General features: G+C 70.2%; 17 protein-coding genes. 14 read left to right on the top strand and 3 right to left on the bottom strand.

Going from position 1 to position 24,207, the window contains the following annotated elements; genetic code table 11:
* Positions 1 to 131: 131 nt before the first annotated feature.
* Genes FHR82_RS12115 through FHR82_RS12065 form a run of 11 tightly spaced genes read left to right on the top strand, consistent with a single transcriptional unit; the run spans position 132 to position 18,995 of the window.
* Complete coding sequence (locus tag FHR82_RS12115) at positions 132 to 341, top strand: MbtH family protein (protein WP_184810351.1); 210 nt, start codon at positions 132 to 134, stop codon at positions 339 to 341.
* Complete coding sequence (locus FHR82_RS12110; RefSeq protein WP_184810350.1) at positions 341 to 1,654, top strand: aminotransferase-like domain-containing protein; 1,314 nt, start codon at positions 341 to 343, stop codon at positions 1,652 to 1,654. The genes FHR82_RS12115 and FHR82_RS12110 overlap by 1 nt, the downstream gene beginning before the upstream one ends.
* Complete coding sequence (locus tag FHR82_RS12105) at positions 1,651 to 7,926, top strand: non-ribosomal peptide synthetase (protein WP_184810349.1); 6,276 nt, start codon at positions 1,651 to 1,653, stop codon at positions 7,924 to 7,926. The genes FHR82_RS12110 and FHR82_RS12105 overlap by 4 nt, the downstream gene beginning before the upstream one ends.
* 1 nt (position 7,927) lies before the next feature.
* Positions 7,928 to 8,749 carry a class I SAM-dependent methyltransferase gene (locus FHR82_RS12100; RefSeq protein ID WP_184810348.1) on the top strand — a complete coding sequence of 274 codons (822 nt, stop codon included), beginning with the start codon at positions 7,928 to 7,930 and terminating at the stop codon, positions 8,747 to 8,749.
* Positions 8,746 to 12,627, top strand: a complete 3,882-nt coding sequence (locus FHR82_RS12095; protein ID WP_184810347.1) for a non-ribosomal peptide synthetase — start codon at positions 8,746 to 8,748, stop codon at positions 12,625 to 12,627. The genes FHR82_RS12100 and FHR82_RS12095 overlap by 4 nt, the downstream gene beginning before the upstream one ends.
* A gap of 45 nt (positions 12,628 to 12,672) precedes the next feature.
* Entirely contained in the window at positions 12,673 to 13,803 is a 1,131-nt protein-coding gene (dpgA, locus tag FHR82_RS12090; protein ID WP_311771023.1) for a 3,5-dihydroxyphenylacetyl-CoA synthase DpgA, read from the top strand.
* A gap of 22 nt (positions 13,804 to 13,825) precedes the next feature.
* A complete protein-coding gene (gene dpgB, locus FHR82_RS12085; RefSeq protein ID WP_184810345.1) occupies positions 13,826 to 14,488 on the top strand; it encodes an enoyl-CoA-hydratase DpgB in 663 nt (220 codons plus the stop codon).
* Positions 14,475 to 15,776: a (3,5-dihydroxyphenyl)acetyl-CoA 1,2-dioxygenase DpgC gene (gene dpgC / locus FHR82_RS12080; RefSeq protein ID WP_184810344.1), complete on the top strand. Its 1,302-nt coding sequence runs from the start codon at positions 14,475 to 14,477 to the stop codon at positions 15,774 to 15,776. Before dpgB ends, dpgC begins: the two co-directional genes overlap by 14 nt.
* Positions 15,773 to 16,567 carry an enoyl-CoA-hydratase DpgD gene (gene dpgD / locus FHR82_RS12075; protein WP_184810343.1) on the top strand — a complete coding sequence of 265 codons (795 nt, stop codon included), beginning with the start codon at positions 15,773 to 15,775 and terminating at the stop codon, positions 16,565 to 16,567. Before dpgC ends, dpgD begins: the two co-directional genes overlap by 4 nt.
* Positions 16,568 to 16,572: 5 nt before the next feature.
* Entirely contained in the window at positions 16,573 to 17,823 is a 1,251-nt protein-coding gene (locus FHR82_RS12070) for an MFS transporter (RefSeq protein ID WP_221463624.1), read from the top strand.
* Positions 17,820 to 18,995 (top strand): nucleotide disphospho-sugar-binding domain-containing protein, encoded by a 1,176-nt coding sequence (locus FHR82_RS12065; protein ID WP_184810341.1) that lies wholly within the window; start codon positions 17,820 to 17,822, stop codon positions 18,993 to 18,995. The genes FHR82_RS12070 and FHR82_RS12065 overlap by 4 nt, the downstream gene beginning before the upstream one ends.
* 579 nt (positions 18,996 to 19,574) lie before the next feature.
* Here the strand turns inward: FHR82_RS12065 and FHR82_RS12055 are convergent.
* A complete protein-coding gene (locus FHR82_RS12055; RefSeq protein WP_184810339.1) occupies positions 19,575 to 20,324 on the bottom strand; it encodes a tetratricopeptide repeat protein in 750 nt (249 codons plus the stop codon).
* 47 nt (positions 20,325 to 20,371) lie between these two features.
* Positions 20,372 to 20,641 (bottom strand): hypothetical protein, encoded by a 270-nt coding sequence (locus FHR82_RS12050; protein ID WP_184810338.1) that lies wholly within the window; start codon positions 20,639 to 20,641, stop codon positions 20,372 to 20,374.
* A 249-nt stretch (positions 20,642 to 20,890) separates the two neighbouring features.
* Here FHR82_RS12050 and FHR82_RS12045 point away from each other — a divergent pair, with 249 nt between their 5' ends.
* The 3 genes from FHR82_RS12045 (at position 20,891) to FHR82_RS12035 (ending at position 23,358) form a co-directional block, all read left to right on the top strand.
* On the top strand, positions 20,891 to 22,177 hold the full coding sequence (locus FHR82_RS12045; protein WP_192772839.1) for an erythromycin esterase family protein: 1,287 nt from the start codon (positions 20,891 to 20,893) through the stop codon (positions 22,175 to 22,177).
* A gap of 145 nt (positions 22,178 to 22,322) precedes the next feature.
* Positions 22,323 to 23,168, top strand: coding sequence for a DUF2398 family protein (locus tag FHR82_RS12040; RefSeq protein WP_184810336.1), 846 nt, complete (start codon positions 22,323 to 22,325; stop codon positions 23,166 to 23,168).
* On the top strand, positions 23,149 to 23,358 hold the full coding sequence (locus tag FHR82_RS12035; protein WP_184810335.1) for a hypothetical protein: 210 nt from the start codon (positions 23,149 to 23,151) through the stop codon (positions 23,356 to 23,358). The genes FHR82_RS12040 and FHR82_RS12035 overlap by 20 nt, the downstream gene beginning before the upstream one ends.
* A gap of 518 nt (positions 23,359 to 23,876) precedes the next feature.
* On the opposite strand, the gene FHR82_RS12030 is transcribed toward FHR82_RS12035, so the two are convergent.
* The gene (locus FHR82_RS12030; RefSeq protein WP_184810334.1) at positions 23,877 to 24,035 is read right to left on the bottom strand and encodes a hypothetical protein; all 159 of its coding nucleotides are present in this window, start codon (positions 24,033 to 24,035) and stop codon (positions 23,877 to 23,879) included.
* Positions 24,036 to 24,207: the final 172 nt, after the last annotated feature.

Raw genomic sequence — 24,207 nt, 5'->3', positions numbered from 1 at the left:
TTACGACACCTCGGGTACACATGACAACGGCTGGAGAAACGCTGGAACGGATGTTGGAGGCCGATTTTTCGCGGCCTCGCCGTCACCGTGGCGAGCAGCCAGTGAAATCCAACTATCGGGGAGGATTCGTGATGAATCCGTTCGACGACGAGAATGGCAGTTTCCAGGTCCTGGTGAACGACGAGGGTCAGCACTGCGTCTGGCCGTCATTCGCCGAGGTGCCCGCCGGCTGGACGGTGCGGCTGCCCGATTCACCGCGTGCGGCCTGTGTCGAATACGTCGAAACGAACTGGGTGGACATGCGGCCGGACAGCCTGATCGCCGCGATGCGGGCGGGTTGATGACCTCGGTGACCGGAATCGTTCCCCCGCTGGCCGTCGACGACCTGTGCTCGTTCGTCGGCTCGGCCGACGCGGACGTGATGAATTTCCTCAACGAGATCGCGTTGCGCTTTCCCGACGCCATCTCGTTCGCGGCGGGCAGGCCCTACGACGAGTTCTTCTCCACCGACCTGGTCCACCACTACGTGGACACGTATGTCGCGCACCTGATGCGGCAATGCGGCGGCGACGAGGTGCGGGTGCGCCGGACACTGCTCCAGTACGGCCGCACCAAGGGCATCATCCACGACCTCATCGCCAGGATGCTGCTCGTCGACGAGGGCATCGACGTCGATCCGGAGTCGATCGTGGTGACCGTCGGCGCCCAGGAGGCGATCTACCTCGTGCTGCGGGCGCTTCGCCGTACGGCCGACGACGTCGCGTTCTACGTGCGGCCAGCGTATGTCGGCTTCACCGGCGCCGCGCGGCTCGCGGATATGCGGGCCATTCCGGTGCCGAGCACCGCCGACGGCATCGACCTGGCCGAGCTGCGCACCGCGATCCACACGGCGCGTGCTGCCGGCGCGCGCCCGTGCGTGCTGTACCTCAACACCGACTTCGCCAACCCGACCGGGCTGAGCATGTCGCTCGCCACCCGGCGGGAGTTGCTGCGGATCGCCGAGGACGAGCAGATCCTGCTGATCGAAGACAACCCGTACAGCCTGTTCACTGGCGACCAGGAACGCGTGCCGACGCTGAAGGCGCTCGACACCTCCTGCCGGGTGGTGTACGTCTGCTCCTTCGCGAAGACGGTGTTCCCCGGCGCGCGGGTCGGGTTCGCCGTCGCGGACCAGCCGGTCACCGTCGGCGCGCGCACCGAGTCGCTCGCCGACCAGCTGGCCAAGCTGAAGAGCGTCCTGACGGTCAACACCGCGCCCATCGGGCAGGCGGTGATCGCCGGGAAGCTGCTGGACCACGGGTTCAGCATCCGGGCCGCCAACAAACGTGAGGTCGACGCCTGCCTGCGCAACCTGCGGATGCTGCGTGCCGGGCTGGCCGAGGCGTTTCCCGAGGGGACGACACCCGAGGTCACCTGGAACGACCCCGGCGGCGGGTTCTTCATCGTGCTGAACGTGCCGTTCGTGGCCGGGGACGAGGAGCTGGAACGGTCCGCACGCGACCACGGCGTGCTGTGGACGCCCATTCACCACTTCCACGGCGACGGGCGTGCCCGGCCGCGGATCCGGCTGTCGTTCAGCCACCTCAGCCCCGCGGAGATCACCGAAGGTATGAAACGGCTGACCGGCTTCGTGAAAGAGAGTGGCCAAGCATGATCCCGTTGTCGTTTTCGCAGCGCCGCCTGTGGTTCCTGCACCGGCTGGAAGGACCATCGGCCACCTACAACATCCCGGTGATCACCCGGATTCACGACGCGATGGACGTGGCCGCGCTGTCGGCGGCCATCGCTGACGTGGTGGCCAGGCACGAGGTGCTGCGCACCGTGTACGTCGAAGCCGACGGCGAGCCGGTGCAGCTGGTGATCCCGGTCGACGAGGTGCGGATCGACTTCGCGCACCAGGTGGTGGACGCCGCGGAGCTGGACGCGGCGGTGCTGGCCGCGTCCTCGCGGGTGTTCGACCTGGCGGCCGAGCCGCCGCTGTCGGCGCGGTTGTTCAGTGTGGGGGAACGCGAGCACGTGCTGGTGTTGACGCTGCACCACATCGCGGGCGACGGCGCGTCCATGGGTCCGTTGAGCCGTGATCTGTCGACGGCGTATGTCGCCCGCTGTGCAGGCGGCGCCCCCGAGTGGGAGCCGCTTCCGGTGCAGTACCAGGACTACACGTTGTGGCAGCGGGAACTGCTGGGCGCGGAGGACGACCCGGACAGCGAGATCAGCAGGCAGCTCCGGTACTGGCGCACGGCGCTGGACGGGCTGCCGGAGGAACTGGCGCTCCCGACGGACTTCCCGCGCCCGGCGCACGCGTCGTACCGCGCGGGCAGGGTGGACTTGACCATCGACGCCGCGATTCACGCCGCACTCGTCGACCTGGCCCGTACGCACGACGCGACGCTGTTCATGGTGGTGCAGGCGGCGACCGCGGCGTTGCTGACCCGGCTCGGCTGCGGCAGCGACATCCCGTTGGGGACCGTGGTCTCCGGCCGCGCCGACGAGGCGCTCGACGACATGGTCGGGTTCTTCGTGAACTCGCTGGTACTGCGGAACAACACCGAGGGCAACCCCACGTTCGCCGAGCTGGTCGACCGGACCAGGGACGCCGACCTGGCCGCGTTCGACCACCAGGACCTGCCGTTCGAGCGCCTCGTCGAACACCTCCATCCCACGCGGTCGCTCGCCAGGCACCCGCTCTTCCAGATGGCCATGACCGTCGACCGTGGGGACGTGCTGGCGTTGACCGGCCTCAACGGCGTCGCCGAGCAGCCGCCGTTCGACACCGCGAAGTTCGACCTGTTCTTCGGGTTCGTCGTCCGTGCCGACGGCGACCTGCAGCTGAAGGTCACCTACGCGGAGGACCTGTTCACCAGGGCCGGCGCCGAGACTGTGGGACACCGCCTGGTGCGGTTGCTGACCCAGGTCGCCGCCGCGCCGGACCTGCCGCTGTCCTCGGTCGAGATCCTCGGCGAGGCCGAGCGCACTCGCGTGCTCGACGAGTTCAACGCCGCCACGCCACGCGTGCCGCAAGAGACCCTGCCCGCCCTCTTCGAACAGCAGGTGCGCGAGCACCCGGACGAGGTCGCGGTCGTCGCCGGGCGGGACGTGACCTACCGCGAGCTGAACGCCATGGCCAACCGGCTGGCGCATCACCTCATCGGCCACGGTGTCGGCCCGGACGTGCACGTCGCGGTGTCGATGCGCCGGTCGCCGGACCTCGTCACGGTGATGCTGGCGGTCGCGAAGGCGGGCGGCTGCTACGTCCCGGTCGAGCCCGCCTACCCGACCGCGCGCAAGCAGCGGATCCTCGAGGAGACCGCGCCCGCCGTGGTCATCGTCGACGACGAGGACCACCTGCCGGTCACCGCCGCGCCACGGCTGAGCGCGGGCGCCGTTCTGTGGCACGAGATCGCGAGCCTGCCCGAGGACAACCCACCGCCCCGGCTGTCACTGGACAACGGCGCCTACGTGATCTACACGTCCGGCTCGACCGGCACCCCGAAGGGTGCGGTGCTCACGCACCGCGGCATCACCCGGCTGCAGCACCGCTTCCGCGACGACTTCGAGGTCCGGCCGGGCAGCCGCGTCCTGCAGATCTGCTCGATCGGCTTCGACGGCTCGCCGTGGGAGATCCTCATGGCGCTGCTGGCCGGTGGCGCCGTGATCCCCTTCGACCCGGACCGGCTCACCGCCGCCGACACCGCCGACGCCGAGCTGATCCGCCGGACCACACACGTCACGGTCACGCCGTCACTGCTCGCCTCGTTGCGGCCGGGGACGTTCCCGGCGAGCGCGATGCTCATCGTGGCCGGTGAGGAGGTGCCGCAGTGGCTGGTCGACAACTGGGGGACCGGCCACCGGCTGGTGAACTCCTACGGGCCGAGCGAGGCGACGGTCATCAGCACCGGTGCCTGGCTCCACGCGGATGAGCCGGTCACGCTCGGCGTGCCGGTCGCCAACACCGATCTCTACGTGCTGGACCAGTTCCTGCGGCCGGTACCGGTGGGCGTGGCAGGCGAGCTGTACGTGGCGGGCCCCGGTCTGGGGCGCGGCTACGTCGGCAGGCCCGCACTGACCGCGGCGAGCTGGGTCGCGTGCCCGTTCGGGCCGCCCGGCACGGTGATGTACCGCTCCGGGGACGTCGTGCGGTGGTTGCCCGACGGCAGGCTGGTGTTCGTCGGCCGCTCCGACAACCAGGTGAAGGTGCGGGGTTTCCGGATCGAGCTCGGCGAGATCGAGACCGCGCTGGCCGCCGTCGACTGCGTGCGGCAGGCCGCGGTGGTCGTGCGGACCGACCAGCCCGGCGACAAGCGGCTGGTGGCGTACGTGGTGCCTGCCGACGGGACGGTCGACGTGCCGGTGCTGCGCAGGGAACTGGGTGCGCGGCTGCCGGACTACATGGTGCCGTCGGCGTTCGTCCAGGTGGACGAGTTGCCGTTGACCTCGAACGGAAAGCTCGACTGGCGGGCGTTGCCAGCGCCGGCGTACGGCACGGGGGCGGGCAGCGGCAAGCCCCGCACGGCGCGGCAGGAGGTGCTGTGCCAGCTGTTCGCCGCCGTGCTCGGCCTGCCTGGGGTCGGTGTGGACGACAACTTCTTCGTCATGGGCGGGCATTCCCTGCTGGCGACGCGGCTGGTGAACCGGATCCGGTCGACGCTGAACGTGGAGTTGGGTGTCCGGCTGCTGTTCGAGAACGCCACGGTCGCCACGTTGGAGCCGCACCTGGTGTCCGGCGCCGTCCGCCCGCCGCTGCGCGCGGTCGCGGACCCACCGGAGCCGCTGCCGTTGTCGTTCGCGCAGCGCCGGTTGTGGTTCCTGCACCGCCTGGAGGGGGCGACCGCCACCTACAACGTGCCGGTGACGACCCGCCTGCGCGGTCGTGTCGACGTCGCGGCACTGCGGGCCGCCATCGGTGATGTGGTCACCCGCCACGAAGTGCTGCGCACGGTCTTCGCCGAGATCGACGGCGAGCCCGCGCAGCGGATCATCCCTGCCGCCATGGCCAGCGTCGACTTCGCGCACGAGACGGTGTCGCCCGACGCGCTGGAACCCGCGGTGACCGCGGCCTCGGCCCGCGCGTTCGACCTGGCTGCCGACCTCCCGCTGGCGGTCCGGTTGTTCAGTGTCAGCGACGAGGAGCACCTGCTGGTGCTGACACTGCACCACATCGCGGGCGACGGGGTCTCGATGGGCCCGCTGAGCCGGGACCTGTCCACCGCGTACGCCGCGCGCCGCGCCGGCGCCGCGCCGGTGTGGGCGGCACTGCCGGTGCAGTACCGGGACTACACGCTCTGGCAACGAGAACTGCTCGGCGAGGAGGACGATCCGGACGGCGAGATCAGCAGGCAGCTCCGGTACTGGAGCACGGCGCTGGCCGGACTGCCCGAGGAACTCGCGCTGCCGACGGACTTTCCGCGCCCGGCCCAGGCGTCCTACCGGGCGGGCCGAGTGGACGTGTCCGTCGACGCCGCGACGCACGCGAAGTTGCGGGCGCTGGCGCGCGCCAACGACGCGACGTCGTTCATGGTGGTGCAGGCCGCCATCGCGGCGCTGCTGACCAGGATGGGGTGCGGCACCGACATCCCGCTCGGCACCGTGGTCGCGGGCCGGGCCGACGACGTGCTGGACGATCTGGTCGGGTTCTTCGTCAACTCGCTGGTGCTGCGCAACGACACCTCGGGCAACCCGACCTTCGCCGAGCTGCTGTGCCGGGTCCGCGACGCCGACCTCACCGCGCTCGACCACCAGGACCTGCCGTTCGAGCGCCTCGTCGAGCACCTGCGCCCGGCCAGGTCGCTCGCCAGGCATCCGTTGTTCCAGGTCGCGCTGTCCCGCGCGGACCGGGCGCCCAGCTCGTTCCCGCTGGCAGGACTCGACGCGGAGGCGGAGCCGACCAGGCTGAACATCGTCAAGTTCGACCTGGACATCACGGTCTCCGACGAGCCGGTGGACGCCGATCTCGCCATCAGCATCGGCTACGCCACCGACCTGTTCACGCACGAGACCGCCGAGCTGCTCGGCACGCGGCTGGCCAGGATCCTGGCTCTGGCCGCGGCGGACCCGGCGACGAGGCTGGGCCGGTTCGACATCCTGACCGACGCCGAACGGCGTCTGCTCACCGAAGCGGACGACACCCCGGCCACCGAGCCCGGCACGGTCGTGGCGGCGTTCGACGCCGCGGTGGCACGGTCCCCGCACGCGGTCGCGGTCACCGACGGCACGACTGAACTGTCCTATGTGGAACTACAGGAGCGGGCCGAGCGGCTGGCCAGGGTGCTGCGCGCGGCGGGTGTCGGTGCGGAGACCACGGTCCCGGTGCTCATGGAACGATCTTCTGACCTCATCGTCGCGTTCCTGGCCACGCTCAAGGCGGGCGGCGCCTATCTGCCGATCTCCGCCGCGTACCCGCTCGCGCGGATGCGGTCGGTCGACGCGGACAGCGGCTCGCCGGTCCTCTTCGTGGACAAGGCGTTCGCCGACCACGAGCTCGCGGTCGCCGCGGCGCGGGCGGGCAGGCACGTGCTCACCTGCGACCACGTGATCGACGACGAGCCCGGGCCGTTGCCGGTCGTGCGACCCGGCCAGCTGTGCTACGTCATGTACACCTCCGGCTCCACCGGCGAGCCGAAGGGCATCCAGATCACCCACCAGGGTGTCGTCGACCTGATCCTGGACCCGGCGTGGGCCATGGGACCCGGCGACCGGGTGCTGTTGCACTCGCCGCACGCGTTCGACGCGACCACGTGGGAGATCTGGGGGCCGCTGCTCGCGGGCGGCACGGTCGTGGTCGCACCACCGGGTGACCTCGACGTCATGACGTTGCGGTCGCTGGTCCGCACGCGCGATGTCACGCGGCTGAGCCTGACCGCCGGGCTCTTCCGGGTGATCGCCGACGATCTAGTCGACGTCTTCGGTGACCTGACCGAGGTGACCACCGGCGGCGACGTGATCTCGGCGAGCGCGGTCGAGCACACCCTGCGGAACTGTCCGGACACGATCGTCCGCACGACGTACGGGCCGACGGAGATGACCCTGTGCGTGACGCAGTATCCGTGGCGGGCGGGCGAGGAGGTCGGGCCCACCGTCCCGTTGGGACACCCGATGCGCGGCACCCGCCGCTACGTGCTCGACGAGTTCCTGCAGCCGGTGCCGAGGGGCGTCGCGGGGGAGCTGTACCTCGCGGGCGCCGGCATGGCGCGCGGTTACGTCGGCAGGCCGGGCCTGACCGCGGAGCGGTTCGTGGCCTGTCCGTTCGGGCGGCCGGGCGAGCTGATGTACCGCACCGGTGACATGGTGCGCCACGACTCCGCTGGGCGCCTGCTGTTCCTCGGCCGCTCCGACGACCAGGTGAAGGTCCGGGGCTTCCGCGTCGAGCTCGGTGAGATCGAGAGCGCGCTGTCTGCGAGCGCCGAGGTGCGGCAGGCCGCGGTGCTCGCGCATACCGACCAGTCGGGTGAGAAGCGGTTGGTGGCCTACGTCGTGCCGTCGACAGTGGACGTGGCACGGCTGCGTGGTGAGCTGGCGGCCAGGCTGCCGGACTACATGATGCCCGCCGCGTTCGTGCCCGTCGACGCGTTGCCGTTGACCGCCAACGGAAAACTCGACCGCGACGCACTGCCCGCGCCCGTGTACCGCACGGGTGGCGGCGCCAGACCGGAGAACCCGCGTCAGGAAACGTTGTGCGGTCTGTTCGCCGACGTGCTGGGGCTGCCGGAGTTCGGGGTGGCTGACAACTTCTTCGACGCCGGCGGCCATTCCCTTCTCGCGACCCGCCTCGTGAACCGGATCCGGTCGACGTTGGGCGTGGAGATGAGCGTTCGGCTGCTCTTCGAGAACCCGACGGTCGCCACGCTCGAACCCAACCTGTTGACCGTGCGGTCGGCGCGGCCCGCCTTGCGGCGTCGGTCAACGGAACCCACCTCGAAAGGGAAATGAGATGACGGTGCCCCCGGTGCTGCTCAAAGGCGACGAACTGCTCGAACACGACCCCGGCGCCCAGTACGACACGTCACGCGACCTGTCGAAGTACCTGCTCATGCACTACGGCAGCCTCGAGGAGAACTTCACCAGGACATCGCACCCGCTCGCCTACGCGCACGGTTACTGCCAGCGGCTGTCCGACCTGCTCCAGTCGTGCGCGGCCAGCACCGGCACCGTGGTGGCCAGAGCGCTCGACGTCGGCTGCAACGTTGGCGGCCTCAGCCACGCACTCAGTCGATGGGTGCGGGATGACGTTCTCGGTGTGGACGCCAGCAGCCGGTCGGTCGGCATCGCCAGGGAGTTGACCGCCAACGGTGGTGGGACGTTCTCGGTGATCGAGGAGGGCCCGTTCTACCGCGAGGTGCGGATCCGCGTCGCCGATCCCGGCGAGCGGGCCAGGGTGCGGTTCGCGGTCGGCGACGCGAACACGTTGCAGGCACAGGAACATGCGTTCGACGCGGTCGTGCTGTCCAATGTGCTCGACCGGGTGTGGCGGCCGGAAGCGTGCCTGGCGCAGCTGTCGGCGTCGGTGGACTTCCTGCGCGCGGGCGGGCTGATGATGGTCTCCTGCCCGTGGGCGTGGCTCGCGGAGTACACCCCGCCCGGCGAGTGGCTCGGCTCCTCTGCGACCCGCACGCCGAGCGCGGAGGCGCTCAAGACGTTGCTGGACAGGGACTTCGACCTGATCACGGAGTCCGACGAGGCGGGTGTGCTGCGCGAGAACCCGCGCGAGTACAACTACTTCGAGTCCCACGTCACCGTCTGGCGGAAGCGGTGACCACGATACCGGCCGCGACGGACGAGCTGCCGCTGTCCTACGCGCAGCGGCGGTTCTGGTTCCTGCACCGGCTGGAGGGCCCGTCGCCCACCTACAACATCCCGTTGGTCAGCAGGGTGCACGCGGCGGTCGACACCGAAGCGTTGCGTGCCGCGGTCACGGATGTGGTGGGCAGGCACGAGGTCCTGCGCACGGTCTACGTCGACCGGGACGGCGAGCCCGCCCAGCGGATCCTGCCGGAACACGACGTGCGGATCGACCTGGTGCACGAGGTGATCGACGCGGCGGAACTGGACGACCGGCTGGCGGCGGCCACCTCGCGCGCGTTCGACCTGTCCCGCGACCTCCCGCTGTCGGTGCGGCTGATCACCGTCGGCCCGCGCGACCACGTGCTGGTCCTGCTGCTGCACCACATCGCGACCGACGGCGTGTCGATGGGCCCGCTGAGCCACGACCTGACCACCGCCTACCAGGCCCGGCTCGCCGGTGCCGCCCCGCAGTGGTCGCCGTTGCCCGTGCAGTACCGCGACTACGTGTACTGGCAACGGGAACTCATGGGCAGCGACGACGAGCCGACGAGCGAGTACCGCAGGCAGCTCGAGTTCTGGCGCGGGACGCTGGCCGGTCTGCCGGAGGAACTGACGCTGCCGACGGACTTCCCCCGCCCGGCCCAGTCCTCGTTCCGCGGTGGCACGGTCGACTTCGCGACCGGGCCGACCGTCCACAGGCGACTGTGCGACCTGGCCCACCGGGAGCGGACGAGTGTGTTCATGGTCGTGCACGCGGCCATCGCGACCCTGCTGACCCGGCTCGGCTGCGGCACGGACCTTCCGCTCGGCTCCGCGGTGGCCGGCCGGACCGACGAGGCGCTCGACGAGCTGGTCGGGCTGTTCGTGAACTCGTTGGTGCTGCGTGCCGACACCGGCGGGGACCCGACGTTCACCGAGCTGCTGCACCGGGCCCGCGACACCGACCTCGCCGCGTTCGAGCACCAGGACATGCCGTTCGACCGGCTCGTTGAGGCACTGCAACCGGCCCGCTCGCCGTCGAGGCACCCGCTGTTCCAGGTGTTCTTCACCCTCGCCAGTGGCGGCACCGGCCACGTGAACCTGCTCGGCCTGCCATGCACGGTCCTGCGGTCGGCGAGCGACGTCGCGAAGTTCGACCTCTCCTTCTACCTTGGCGAGGAGCGGGACGCGGCGGGGGAACCGGCAGGGGTCAAGGGTGTCGTTGAGTACGCCACCGACCTGTTCCGGCCCGACGCGGCCGAGTCCATCGCCCGGCAACTGGTGCGCGTGCTGGAAACGGTGGCCGCGGACCCGGACGTCCGGCTGAGCCAGGTCGACCTGCTCGACCATGAGGACAGGGAGCGGCTGCTCACCACGCGCAACGACACGGCGAGACCGCTCCCCGACGTCCGGCTCCTCGACCTGATCGCGGCGCAGGCGGACAAGACCCCGGACAACGTCGCGGTGGTGGCCGGCGACCGTCGTCTCACCTATCGCGAGCTGCTCGACCGGGCTGCCCGGCTGGCCGGGGTGCTCCGCGCGCGGGGCGTGCGCCAGGAACGGCTTGTCGCGCTCGCACTGTCCAGATCGGACTGGTTGCCGGTGGCGATCCTGGCGGTGTGGCAGGCGGGTGGCGCCTACCTGCCGGTCGACCCCGAGTACCCGGCGGAGCGCATCGCGTTCATGCTCGACGACGCCGGTCCCGTGGTCGTGCTGACCGACCGGGCGTCCGCCGGGCGGCTCCCCGCGGACCGCGACCGGATCGTGCTCGATGACCTCGATCTTGACCTCGATGTCGACACCGGGACCGGTGACGGGCACACCGCCGACGGTGCCGCGTACGTGATCTACACGTCGGGGTCGACCGGGCGGCCCAAGGGCGTGGTCGTGTCGCACCGCAACCTGGTGAACTTCCAGCTCGCCATGCGCGACCGGCTGCGTCTCGGCGAACAGGACCGGCTGGCCGCCGTGACGACCGCGGCGTTCGACGCCTCGGTGCTGGAGCTGTATCCGCCCCTGATCAGCGGCGGCACCCTGGTGCTCGTGCCCCGCGAGTCGGTGCGGGAGCCGGCCCGGCTCGCGGAGCTGATCGAGCGTGAGCACGTCACGATCATGCAGGCCACGCCCAGCCTGTGGCAGCTGCTGCTGACCATCGTGCCGGAGACGTTGCGCACGCTTCGCGTGCTCACCGGTGGGGAGGCGCTGCCACGGTACGTCGCCGACGAACTACGCAAGCTCGGCGGTGCGGTCGTCAATCTGTACGGCCCGACGGAGACCACGGTCTACTCGACCTGCGCCCGGCTCGACGGCCGCCTCGGCTCGCCCGCCATCGGCGCGCCGGTCGCCAACACCCGGGTGTACGTGCTCGACGACCGGCTGCGGCCGGTGCCGGACGCGACGGCAGGGGAGCTGTACATCGCGGGCGCCGGGGTGGCCCGTGGCTATCTCGGTCGGCCGGGCCTGACAGCGGGCCGGTTCGTCGCCGACCCGTACGGCCCGCCGGGATCCCGCATGTACCGCACCGGCGACCTCGGCCGGTGGGCCCGCGACGGCAGGCTGGAGTACCTCGGCCGCACCGACCACCAGGTGAAGATCCGCGGCTTCCGGATCGAGCTCGGCGAGATCGAGGCGGCGCTCGACCGGCACCAGGACGTGCGCGGGTCGGTCGTCGTCGCCCGCGAGACCCGACTCGGCGAGCTGTCGCTGGTCGGCTACCTCGTGCGGGGTGCGCGCGCTCCCGACCTCGACGACGTGCGGGCGCACCTCGCCACCACGCTCCCGGACTACATGGTCCCACCGGTGCTGGTGGTGCTGGACGCGTTGCCCCTGACCGCCAACGGCAAGGTCGACCGGGCCGCGTTGCCCGCGCCCGCCGCCCTGCCGGGCGGGCGGCAACCGGCCACGCCGCGCCAGCGGATCCTCCGCGACCTGTTCGCCGAGGTGCTCGACCTCGATGAGTCGGAGCTGGGCGTCGACGACAGCTTCTTCGAACTGGGCGGCCACTCGATGCTGGTGATCCGGCTGGTCAGCCGGATCAACGCGGTGCTCGGTGGCGAGCTCGAGGTGGGCGATGTGTTCGCGGCGCCGACCGTCGAGCAGCTCGACCGGCTCATGGCCGACGGCGGTTCGGCGCAGCTGGACACCGTGCTCACCTACCGCGGCGCGGGGGAGCGGGCGCCGGTGTTCCTGCTGCCGCCCGCGAACGGTCTCGGCTGGGGCTACTCGTCGCTGTCGCGACACATCCCCGCAGGCCACCCGGTGTACGCGTTGCAGGACATGCGACTGCGGGCCGGGCCCGTCGACGACCGGACCGCCACCCGCCTGGCCGCGGACTACCGGAACCGGATCATGGCGTTGTCCGGCAGCGGGCCGTACATCCTCGTCGGCTGGTCGTTCGGCGGCACCCTCGCGCACCAGGTGGCCGCGGACCTGCGGGACCGCGGCGAGGACGTGTCGCTGCTCGTCCTGCTGGACGCGCTGCCGGGCGGGGACGGGCCATCGGAGATCACCATCGAGGAGGCGAACCACGTCGGGCTGGACGGGCTCGTCGAGGGCGACGGCGCCGATCGCAGGGAACGGCTCGCCGCGGCCGCGAGCCCGCTCGACTCGCTCGACGACGAGACCCTCGACCGGCTGGTCGCCGTCACGATGGCCAACCTGCGTGCCATGACCGGCCACGCCCCCGGCACGTTCGACGGTCCGGTGCTCGGTTTCACCGCGGCGCACGACGAGACCGGGCTGTGGCAGCCGCACCTGACCGGCGCCACGACGTTCCACCGGCTCGACTGCGGCCACTTCGACATCGTCAAGCCGGACGTGATGGCCACGATCGGGCCGATCATCGGCGAAAGGATAGGGGACTTTGACTGAGCGGCGGACCAAGACACTGATCCGGAGCAAGACCCGCATGTGGGGGTGGACGTTCCGATGATGTCGCACCCCGGCCTGGTCCGGACCCTGGACACACCGGAGCTCGGGTCGACCGAGCTGGCCAGGATTTTCGCGGTGGGCACCGCGGTGCCGGAAACGGCGTATTCGCAACGGGATCTCATCGACCGGCTCGGCATCACCGACCCCCGGGTCCGTTCGGTCTACCTCAACAGCGCGATCGAACGCCGGTTCCTCACGCTGCCCGAGTCCGGTCCGGACGGGATCCGGGCGGAGACGACCGGTGAACTGCTGGCCAAGCACAAGGCACAGGGCGTCAGCATGGGGACCAGGGCGGTGCAGGAGTGTCTCAAGCACATCGGTGCCGAACCGCAGGACATCGGTTACCTGTGCTGTGTCACCTCGACCGGTTTCCTCACCCCCGGGTTCAGCGCGCTGCTGATGCCGCAGCTGGAGATGGGCAGGAACACCAGCCGCGTCGACGTGGTCGGGATGGGCTGCAACGCCGGTCTGAACAGCCTCAACGTGGTCTCCGGGTGGGCGCGGAGCCATCCGGGTGAGCTGGCGGTGATGGTGTGCATCGAGGCGTGTTCCGCCGCGTACGTGTTCGACGGGACGATGCGGACCTCGGTGGTGAACAGTCTCTTCGGGGACGGTTCCGCCGCCATCGCGCTGGTTGCCGGGACGACACCGGATACGCACACCGACCAGCGGCCGGCGCCCAGGATCGTGGACTTCACCAGCTGCGTCATCACCGAGGCGATGCAGGCGATGCGCTACGAGTGGGACACGGCGAAGAACGCGTTCAGCTTCTACCTGGACCCCGACATCCCTTACGTGGTCGGGCGGCACGCCCGGTCCACTGTGGACCGGTTGCTGGCGAGGGCCGGGTTGCGGCAGGACGACATCGCCCACTGGCTGGTCCACTCCGGTGGCAAGAAGGTCATCGACGCGGTCGGCGTGAACCTCGGGCTGACCCGGTACGACCTGCGGCACACCGTCGGGGTGCTGCGGGACTACGGAAACCTCTCTAGCGGGTCGTTCCTGTTCTCCTACGAGCGGTTGCTGGCCGAGGGCACCATCCGGCCCGGTGAGTACGGCGTGTTCATGACCATGGGCCCCGGCTCCACCATCGAGACCGCGCTGGTCCGCTGGTGACATTCACACGAGGAGCAAGAAAATGCAGGCGCACCACCACATCGACGGCCGCATGCCGGTCTCGGCGAATGTCATCGCGGCGCTGGACGTGTTCATCGACCAGGTCGAGGACGCGCCGGCCGGTGTCGTGCCGGTCATCACCGGCACCGGCGAACCCGGCGCGGCCGACGCGGACGCACCGGACGTCGCGCTGGTCAACAAATGGGAACGCGTGCTGCGCAGGCTGGAACGGCTGAACCGGCCGACCGTCGCGGTCGTGCACGGGGACTGCGGCGGCATCGCGGTCGAGGCGCTGCTGGCCACCGACCTGCGTGTGGCGGCGCCACGCACCCGGCTGCACCTGCCCGCCGGGCCGGGTGGGGTGTGGCCCGGCATGGGCCTGTACCGGCTGGCGAACCAGGTCGGGTTCGCGCGGGTGCGCAGGTGGATTCTGTTCGGCTACCCGCTGTCGGCCGCCGAGGCGGTCGGCGTCCACCTGGTCGACGAGGTGGCCGAGGACACCGGCGCCGCCATCGCCGCCGTGGTCGCGCGCCTGGAAACCGCGGACGGCGCGGACGTCGCCGTGCGCCGCCAGCTGATGCTCGACGCGACCACCACGACGTTCGAGGAAGCACTCGGCAGGCACCTCGCCGCGTGTGACCGTTTGTCGCGCCGCACCAGGGAGGTGGCCAATGTCGCGGGTTGACTCGCTCGCGGCGCTGCCGGAGGCCCGCGCGGTCACCGCGGCGCACGCGACGCTGTCCGGGGTGCTCGCCGACTGCGCACCGCCCAGCCTGCGCACGCCGAGGCAACGCGAGGCCGTCGCCTCGGCGCGGCACGAGGTCAGGCTCCGCACCGCCGGGTTCCTCCGCGCGTACACCGACCGGCTCTACGACGCGATCACCGCGGGCCGCACCCGTTTCCTCCGGCTGGCGGAGGTGTGTGACGCCGCCGCCACGGCGGTGCCCGGCCTCGCGCCGACGATGGCGGAGTCCGACGCGGAGCAGAACCGCCCGCCCGAGGACAAGGAGGGCCTCGATGTCGATCAGAGCATCCTGATCAGCCACCTGCTCCGTTCCAGCACCGCGGGGTCGCACCTGCTCGAGGCCATGCGCAGGCCGACACCGCGTGCGCTGCGCCTGCTGCCGGAGTTCGAACGCACCGGCCACCTGTCGCTCGACTCGGTTTACGTCCAGTGTTCGGCCGGCGTCGCCCACCTCACCATGCAGCGCGACGACTGCCTCAACGCCGAGGACAACCAGCAGGTCGAGGACATGGAAACCGCAGTCGACCTGATCCTGCTCGCGTCGGCGGCCGAGGTCGGGGTGATCCGTGGCGGCGTGATGAGCCACCCGCGCTACGCGGGCAGGCGGGTGTTCAGCTCCGGCATCAACCTCAAGAGCCTGCACGCGGGCCGCATCTCGTTCACCGGTTTCCTGCTCGGCAGGGAGATGGGCTACCTCGCGAAGATCATCCACGGCCTGACCGGGGTGCGCGACCACCACTGGGACCGCGGTGCCGTGCAGAAGCCTTGGCTGGCCGCGGTGGACTCGTTCGCGATCGGCGGCGGCGCGCAGCTGATGCTGGCCTGCGACCGGGTCATCGTCGAACGGGACGCCTACTTCACCATCCCGGCCGCCCGCGAAGGGATCATCCCGGGCGTCGCTGCCCTGCGTCTCGGCAGGCTGGTCGGCGCACGGCAGGCCAGGCAGATTATCCTCGCCGACGGGCGGGTGGCGGCCGCCGACCCGGTCGCGCGCCTGCTGTTCGACGAGGTGTGCGCGCCAGACGACATGGCGGCGGCGATCGCGGCCGAGGCGTCGCGGCTGGCGAGCCCCGCGGTGGTCGCGAACCGCCGCATGCTCAACCTCGCCGACGAGTCCCAGGAGTCGTTCCGGGAGTTCCTCGCCGAGTTCACCGTCCAGCAGGCAGGCCGGCTCTACGCCAAGGACGTGCTGAACAAGGTCTCCCGCTTCACCACGAGTGCGTCATGACGGCGGGCACGCGGCGGGTGCGGTACGAGAAACGGGGTCGCGTCGCCTACGTCACCCTCGACCGGCCGGACGTCCTCAACGCCATGGACTTGCGCATGCACGAGGAGCTCGCCGACGTGTGGGACGACTTCGCCGCCGACGACCGGCTGTGGGTCGCCGTCCTGTCCGGCGCGGGGTCGCGGGCGTTCTCCACCGGACAGGACCTCAAGGAACGGGTACGCGACGGCGGGCGCCCCACCACGTTCGGCAGCAGGGGACAACCGGGGTGGCCGCGGCTCACCGAACGGTTCGAACTGGTGAAACCCGTCATCGCCTGCGTGCAGGGCTACGCGCTGGGCGGCGGGTTCGAACTCGCGCTCGCCTGCGACCTCATCATCGCCGGGGAGAACGCCGTGTTCGCGTTGCCGGAGGCCAGACTGGGCCTGGTTCCCGGCGCGGGCGGTGTCTTCCGCCTGGTGCGGCAGCTGCCGCTGAAGACCGCCATGGGCTACCTGCTCACCGGCCGCCGTATGTCCGCTGCCCAGGCACTGCACCTCGGTCTGGTCAACGAGGTGGTGGCGGAGGAGGAACTGGACGGCTCCGTGGCCCGATGGGTCGACGAACTGCTTCGCTGCGGCCCCCTGGCCACCCGTGCCATCAAACAAGCGGCCATGCGCTCCCTCGACATGCCACTCGCCGACGCGTTCAGCGCGCGTTACGAGTGGGAGGAGCGCCGGTCGGTGAGCCAGGACGCGGTGGAGGGCCCGATGGCGTTCGTCGAGGGTCGCGAACCCGTGTGGCAAGGAAGGTGATGGTCATGGTCACTCCGGAAACACTCGACCCCGCCCCGGCGGAGGTCCCGCTCCGGCGCAACCGCAACTTCCAGTTGCTGTGGAGCGGTTCGGGACTTGCCTTGCTGGGCAGGGAGATCACGGATCTCGTCTACCCACTCGTGGTGCTCGCCGTCACCGGCTCACCGGCGTGGGCCGGTGCGTTCGGCGCCACCCAGATGGCGGTGTCGCTGCTGGCGGGGCTGCCTGCCGGCAAGCTCGCCGACACCCACGATCAGCGGCTCCTGCTGATCATCATGGAGACCGTCCGCGCCATCGCGACCACGAGCGTGCTGGTGGCCGTGCTGCACGACGCGATCACGTTGCCCCACCTGCTCGCCGTCGCCGCCATCGTCGGCGCGGTCCAGCCACTCGGCGGCTCCGCGCGCATGCTGCTGGTCCGCGCGGTCGTCCCACCACGGCAACTCACCGCGGCGCTGACCCAGGAGGAGGTGCGCAGCCATGCCGCGGCGCTCGGCGGGCCGTCGCTCGGCGGTCTGCTCTACGCGACCGCCACCGTCCTGCCCTTCCTCGCGACCGCGGTGTCCTTTGTGGTCTCACTCGTCTGCGCCCTGTTCGTCCGCCCACCGGCGCGCGCGCGGAAGCCCACTGTGGATGGTGACCGGCGGATGCTCGCTGGCCTGGCCCAGCTCTGGAAGGTGCCCATTCTCCGGCACAGCACCATGTTCGCCGCGGTGCTCAACGCGGTCTCGGCGCCGCTCGTCCTCGTCGTCATCGTGGTGCTCACCCGCGACGGCGCGTCGCCGGGCACGGTCGGGCTGACCATGGCGGGGCTGGCGGTCGGCGGCCTCGCGGGCACCGTGCTGGTCCGCCCGCTGCACGACCGGCTGACGCCCGGCGCGCTCATGCTGTGGCTCGGTGGCACGGCCGTTCTGCTGATCGCCGCCCTGTCCCTCCCGTTCGGCGCGTGGTGGCTCGCGATCGCGCTGTTCCTGCTCGGCCTCGGCGGCCCCTCCATGCGCGTGCTCATGGACATCCTCATCTTCCGGCAGGTCCCCGACGAACAACGTGGCAGGACCGTCACCGCGTTCATGACCGTGCTCGGTGTCGGCTCGTCGGCCGGCATGCTCGCCTCCGGTCTGCTGGTGGAGCACCTGTCCGCGCAGGCCGCCATCCTCACCCTGGCCACGGTGCTCGCGATCGCACTCGGCGTCAGCATCAGCGACCGCCGCATCCGGTCGGTCCAATGGCCGACCGAAACGGAGAACCGCTCATGAAGATCCTGTTCCTGACCTCACCCGGGTTCGGCCACAACCTGCCGGTCGTGTCGCTGGTCTGGGCGCTGCGCGCCGCGGGCCATGACGTCGTGCTCGGCACCGCGGGCGCGACCGCGACGCACCTGCCGGCACTCGCCAGGTCCGGCCTGGCGGTCGTCGAGCTGGCCACCGTCGCGCAGGTCACCGAGGTGTACCGCACGGGGACCGCGGACGTCGGTCTCGGCGGCCTCTCCGACAAGGAACTCCGCGGTATGGCACGCCGCGCGGCCGACACCCCGTACCACGAGGTGGACCGGCCGTTCGGCGCGTTGTCCGACGCGATGGCCGACGGTGCCGTCGAGTTCGCGCGGTGGTGGCGGCCGGACTTGGTGGTGCACAGCCGACTGCAGGGCGCTGGCCCGCTCGTCGCCGCCAAGCTCGGCGTGCCCGCCATCGAACACGCCGACGGGCTGACCAGCAACAGGGAGATCACGCTGAAGCTCGCCGCCGAACTCGACGACGCCTACCGCAGGCACGGCGTCGCCGGTTTCCCGGACCGGTACGAGCTGCTGAACATCGCCCCACCGAGCATGGTGACCGGCGATCGCGGCTGGGCCATGCGGCACGTGCCGTACCACGGTGGCATCGTGCTCCCGGAGTGGTTGCGGCGCACCCCGGACCGCCCGCGGATCACGATCACGATGGGCAGCATCCTGCCGATGTTGTGGCCGCGCCTGCGTCCGCTGCGCTGGATCGCCGACGTGGCCGCCGGGGTGGACGCCGAGTTCGTGCTGGCCCTCGCGGGCGTGGACACGTCGGTGCTCGGTCCGTTGCCGCCCAATGTCCGTACTGCCAACGAATGGCTCCCGGTCGACGCACTGGCGGCCACCACACACGCGATGATCCACCACGGGGGCTCGGGCAGCATGATGGCCGCGCTCGCCGCTGGCGTGCCACAGCTGGTGCTCCCGTTCGTCGGCGACGAGTTCGGCAACGCACGCGCGGTGGTCAGGCGCGGCGTGGGCCTCGAGATCGACATCGACCGCGAGCGGGTCACCGCGGCGGTCGTGCGACAACTCGTCGACGACGAGTCCCTGCGCACCGCCGCGGCCGAGGTACGCGCGGAGGTGGCGGCCATGCCATCACCGGCCGACCTCGTGCCCCGGGTCACCGACCTCGCACGTTCCCGCTGACCACCACGTGACCGGCGTCCTGACGTCGGTGAGGCTATTTCTCGCCTGTAGGCGCGCGTAGATCTTGCTTGCGGGTTGTCTGCAGGGCTGAACTGGTGCTCGGACTCCGCGAAGTGGGTGTGGGCGCACAGCGGCGTGGACGTGACCGGGCTGTCCCCGGAGCCGGGCAGGTGGCCTGGTTCGCCGTGCCCGAACATCCGGCCATGCCGAGGAGCGTGTGTTCGACAGATCGCCAGCCTTGCCATCCTCGATACACGAGCGGCGGATTGGGCTCTTCCTGCCCGAGACGACTGCTGAACCTCCTCTCGGCATGGCTTATGCGCTCTATCGGTTGGGTCGGCCGCACGTCGGTGCGGGTCGCCGTAAGATCATGGCGGTAGCGCTCATTGGGGATGTGGACCGCGCGGTGGCGATCGCCGCCGAGAACGGCACGGGAAGTCTCAAGTCCGGTTCGGCGGAAGTCCGCGCCAGCTGAGTCCAGACCATGTCTGACATCTTGTTGCGCGGATCCTGCCGTCGCGGCGGCACCAGGTCAGCTGTGGTCGATGGCCGGGTGGTTCCTGGCCCGGTGACCTCGGCTTACAGGAAGCCGGTCTTCCGGCACGGTGCGGTTGCCTTCGGCAGGTGCTCGTCCTTGTTCTGCACGCCTTTGAGGTGTCGGTCGAATTCCACCGACCAGTGGTCGTTGATGAACTCGGTGATCGTGCGGTTCAGCTCCTCGCACAGCTTGGGACGGTCGTTCGGGATGCCCACGCCGTAGCTCTCCTGGCCGATCTCGATGCTGCTCGCGTCCTGCCAGGCGGCCCGCTTGCCCTGCTTGCGGTTCTCGGCGAACGCTTGGAGTATCGACATGTCGGTGGACACGGTGCGATCACTGTTCGGGTTTTCCACGAACTGCCGCATGCACGCCAACAGTGACCGTTCGGCACTGGGCTTCCAGCCCAGGTCGGCGAGCCGGTCGTTGCCTGTGGTGCCGCTGGCGGTGCACACCTCGCCCGGGACGACCTCTTCCAGGTTACGGAAGTCCCGCATCTCCCGGTAGGCGTTGCCGAGCGCGGTGAGGTTTCGGCTCTCGCCTTGCCGGTTACCGGTCTCTCGGAACACGATGAGCGCTTGTTCCAAGCATCGCAGAGAATCCTCAAACCGGCCCTGGCTCCGGTATACCCCACCCAGGTTGTAGATGGCCGCCGCCTCACCCCAACGGAACTCGATGTCGCGGCAGATGTCCAACGCCTGCTGCGAGTAGTCGACGGCTTCGTCCAAGCGATCCAGCTCCCGGAAGGCGTGGCCCAGACTGGCGAGTATCCACGCCCTCGCCAAGCCGGTCACCGACGCGACGGGCCGAACGCAACCCGATATCGTAGGCCTGCAACCAGTCACCCCCACGCCCGACGCAGGTTGAAGAATCCCAGCAACGCCATGGGAAGCCTCCACCCGATGTCGTGATGGTCGCCTGCGGCGGCCTGTCGGACCGCAGCCAGGAGGTTCGCGCGTTCCGCGTCGTACCACGACAGGGCCTCGGCAAAGTTCTCGAACTCCGGCACCCGGCCGACGGGGTCATCCAGTTCGATGGGCGGGAGTTCGGGCAGCAGTACTCGTTGCGCCGCGTTGGCTGTGTGCAGGTACCAGGTGAGTAGTCGGCGCACTGCTGCGCGACGGAGAGGGTCTGGCTCCTCACGCGCGCACTCGCTGGCGTAGACCCTGACCAGGTCGTGGCTGCGGTAGCGGCCAGATTTGATGCGTTCCAGCAGGTTTACGCTGCGAGCGAAGCGGTCCTTCGTGTCTCCCCAGGTCGAGCCGAGTGGCGAGATGCCTCCACTCTGTCCTGAGTGGCCGCCCGAGCGTAGGTGTATATTGTACGCCTACGCGGTCGATGAGGAGGACAACCGGTGGACATGGCCCGAACCGTGCGTGCATGGATACGCGACAAGAGCGTTCCGTTGACCACTATCGATCCGGCGGATCCGCTCGACGATCTCGCGCCCTTCGGACAGTTTGTCGGTGCGGCGCGAGTCGTCGCGCTGGGCGAGAGTTCACACCACGTCCACGAGTTCTACCGGCTGCGGCACCGGCTCATCCGATATCTCGTCGAGCGGCACGGCTTCACCGTGCTGGCTCTGGAGGCCCCGTTCACCGAAGCGCTGATCCTCGACCACTGGGTGCATGGGGGCGCAGGCACCGCCCCGCAGGTCGCGTCAGCCGGGGTTGCCCTGGGGCTCGGCGACACCCCAGAGTTTCACGAGACGCTGACGTGGATCCGCGAACACAATGCCGTCAACAACGGCACACCGCTTCGGTGTGTCGGGGCCGATCTGCCCGGCTCTCTCGGCTCCCCTCTCCCGGCCCTGCAACAGGTCCACGCTTACCTGCTGCAAACAGACACACCAGGCGCTGAACTCGCGCAGCAGGCCATCGCGCTGGCGGAGAAGTTCCACGATCCATGGCCGATCACCGCGCTGTCCACCTATCCCCTCCTCAGCCAGAGCGACCGCGACGCTCTCTCCGCGACACTCGGTCTCCTCCTCGCCCGCATGCGACGCACGGCCCCAGCGCGGCACCTGGCGGGACACGGGGCCGCGCATGAAGACGCCCTTCACCACCTCATGGGCGCCTGGCAACTCGATCACCTGCACCGCTCACTCCCAACCGAAGGCATCAGCGCCGCATCGACCTTCCGCGACCACTACATCGCGGCATCGGTCCTCCGACTCCTGGAAAACGACCCCGGATGCCGCGTCATCCTCGCCGCCCACAACTGGCACATCCACACCGCCACCCAACGCGACGACGGCGGCGGCGACCTCTACCCCGCCGGCCACCACCTTCGCGCGGCACTCCGGGGCGACTACCTCGCGGTGGCGCTCACCGCGGGACGCGGCACGACCGGCGTCGCCTTCGAGGTCGAGAACCCGGAAACCCCGTCCTTCACCGAAGCGACGCTGCCACCGACTGAACCGGACACCATCGAGTCGATATTCCCCGACGACGCGGCCTGGTACCTGGCCGACCTCCGCGGCGCCGCCGACACCGCCATCGACGCCGCCCAACACCCCCGAATGCGCATGGCGGACTACTTCCTCGACCAGCCGGCCCTCACCGGGTTCGACGCCATCGCGCACGTGACTGAAACCCGCGCATCCGAGTACGCCCGCGGCCACGCCAACAACCCGCCAGCCGTCTGAGTCAGTCATCGGCAGCGGTGACGACCACGCGAACGGCGACTCACGTCAGGATCAGCTATCGCTGCGGCACGTCAACGTGAGGCCCCTACTTACGTTCTTCCTGGGTCCGGAGTGGTGGAGAAGCGGAACGGCCAGGGCGCACTGCATGACCACGACCACCACCGGAACCCGGGAGCACCGGGCCGACAGCGTTCGTGCGGCGGCACGGGTGCTGTTGATGACGCCCGTGGTCACCTCGGCCCGGCACCCCGAGACGTTCGCGTTGATCCGCGGCCACGCGTCCGACCTGAGGCGCCTGTTCAACCGCGTGCTGGGGTACCAGCTGGTGGTCGAGTCGACTTTCGCCAGGCTGCGGAAGCCGCCTCTCAGCGACGACACTGTCGTACGTCCGGCGCGCACCGGCAACGACAGGCCTTTCTCCTCGCGGACCTACACCTATCTGGCACTCGTGTGCGCCAGCCTGCTCTCGCCCGGCACGGGCGACCAGGTCCTGATGAACTCGCTGGTCGAGCAGGTCCGTGCCGATGCCGTCACCGCGGGTGTGACGGCGGAGGACACGATCGTCGAGCGGCGGCACCTGGTGCGCGCGATCGGGCTGCTCGTGGACTGGGGTGTGCTGACCGAGACCGACGGTTCGGTCGCCGGGTGGGAGAACCGGCAGGAAGAGGCTCTGCTCGACGTCAACCGCCCCCTCCTGCCCCACCTGCTGACGCGCGCCCTGCGTGACGTGGACGGGTCCGGAGCACCTGCTCGACGGATCCCGTGCGGACCCAGCCCCCTGAGCAGCCGCGCCGCGGCCTGCGTCGCAAGCTCGTCGAGAACCCGCTCGTGCGCCGCGAGGAGAACGCAACTCGAAGCACGCGATGGTGCTGCTCGACCTTTGGCCACAACCACGACGAGGACCTGTGGGGCGACCTGTGCCCTTCCGCCCGGAACGTTTCCTCGGCCGCGACATCGGTCCGTTCGAGCCGGTGCCACAGGGCGCCGGTGACCCGACCACGAACCACCGCTGCCCGGGTGAGCCCGCCGTGGTGGCGATGGTGCGGACTCTCGCGGTGCGGCTGGCCCGCCTGGACTACGAGGTGCCCGACCAGGATCTGACCATCTCGCTGCGGTGGGTCCCCGCCCGCCCGCGAGCGGGTTCGTCCTCAACCCGGCGCTGCGACGTTCTCATGACCTGACTGGGTCGGCGCGGCCGACGCGTAGTCGTCGGCGTTTGCCGCACCGGGGTCGTGGTTCTGTCAGCGGAACACCCCGGCGCCCTGCGTAGGACAGGTGTCCGCCCAGGGCACCGCCGGTTCTAGCACGTGTCGACGCGGCGTTGCCGCTCGTCGAGGTCGGCATCGCCGGTGAGGTCCGAAGTAGTGCGGTCGGCGCGGTCGCGGCGAGCCCGAGGCCGGTCAGTTCCGTACCTCGTCCTGGTTCCAGCAGGTTGTGCACGTCCATGCCGGCCCGTTACCCGCTTTGAGCCGGTTCTATCTCCGGTCAGCTGATCGGATGGTCTGCTCGTGCACTCGTGGCGACCAGGGGGTCTCCCTGGCACCGGGGCTGCGGTAGCTGGCCGGTGTGCGGGAGCTTCTGCCGCTCGCGGTGCGCGCTCCTGGTCGGCGCGGCCGTGATCCGGCCCTCGCGTTCGTCGAGCAGGAGTCACAACCTCGCCATCGGATCCCGGCCGGTCGCCGCTGGTCGCCATCCGGGGTCAATCAGTCGAGTCCGGCTCGTTCCCCTGGTGCTCGGGCCACCGCTCCTCGGGCGGTGCGGAGACGTCGCGCTCGACGTCGTCGAGCGGGGCTTCGCTGTTCTCCTCCGCGTAACCACGTTCGACGTCCTCGTTCTTCTCGTGCGTCGGCTCGGACATGGCAGTTACTCATTCATCGGCAGACGAAGTGACTACCCGCCCGGGAGTGGGCGAACCGCATTACCTCCTCGCTACCAAGCGTTGCGCTGACGACATCGAAGGTGGTTCGGCTTCGCGGCAGTGAGCCGGTCGAGAGCCCGGCAGTACAGCGCGGTGTCAGGCACCCATGGCG

Source organism: Actinophytocola algeriensis (assembly GCF_014203735.1).
GTDB lineage: Bacteria > Actinomycetota > Actinomycetes > Mycobacteriales > Pseudonocardiaceae > Actinophytocola > Actinophytocola algeriensis.
The sequence above is the reverse complement of the archived record's forward strand: the minus strand, read 5'-3'. Positions and strand labels throughout refer to the sequence as shown.